This is a genomic window from Cupriavidus sp. 01L46 (genome assembly GCF_056399905.1).
This window is the reverse complement of record NZ_JBFTSF010000653.1, coordinates 1-845: the sequence shown is the minus strand read 5'-3', so window position 1 is coordinate 845 and position 845 is coordinate 1. Positions and strand designations below refer to the sequence as shown.

The window sequence follows — 845 nt, the reverse complement described above, 5'->3', positions numbered from 1 at the left end:
GCCACCGACGGCGAGGGCAACCTCAGCACCACCACCACGGCCACCGAGGCGGTGACGGTCAATCCGCTGGCGCCCACCCTGGCGCCGGTGGCCGAGAGCGGGGTCGAGGGCGCGGCGATCGCGCTGAATCTCGGCGCCACGGTCAACGGCCTGGCCGGCGACAGCAACAGCCTGGCCTCGCTGGTGGTCGGTGCGATCCCGGCCGGTGCCACGCTGAGCGACGGCGCGGGTGGTCACAGCTTCACCGCTTCGGCCGGCCACACTGCGGTCGATGTCCATGGTTGGACCCTGTCGAGCCTGACCATCACGTCGACCAACGACGCGAACTTCACGCTGAGCGTGGCGGCAACCGCCACCGACGGCGAGGGCAACCTCAGCACCACCACCACGGCCACCGAGGTGGTGACGGTCAACCMGCTGGCGCCCACCCTGGCGCCGGTGGCCGAGAGCGGAGTCGAGGGCGCGGCCATCGCGCTGAATCTCGGCGCCACGGTCAACGGCCTGGCGGGCGACAKCAACAGCCTGGCCTCGCTGGTGGTCGGGGCGATCCCGGCCGGTGCCACTGTGAGCGACGGCAGCCACAGCTTCACGGCCGATGCGAGCCACACTGCGGTCGATGTCCATGGCTGGACCTTATCGAGCCTGACGATCACACCGACCAGCGACGCCAACTTCACGCTGAGCGTGGCCGCGACCGCCACCGACGGCGAGGGCAACCTCAGCACCACCACCACGGCCACCGAGGCGGTGACGGTCAATCCGCTGGCGCCCACCCTGGCGCCGGTGGCCGAGARYGGGGTCGAGGGCGCGGCGATCGCGCTGAATCTCGGCGCCACGGTCAACGG

The 845-nt window shown here is 71.5% G+C and carries 1 protein-coding gene; it reads left to right on the top strand.

What is annotated here, in order from left to right; all coding sequences use genetic code 11:
- The coding region (locus tag AC1DS3_RS39130) for a hypothetical protein (RefSeq protein ID WP_477129427.1) at positions 1 to 845 on the top strand (845 nt) is incomplete at both ends.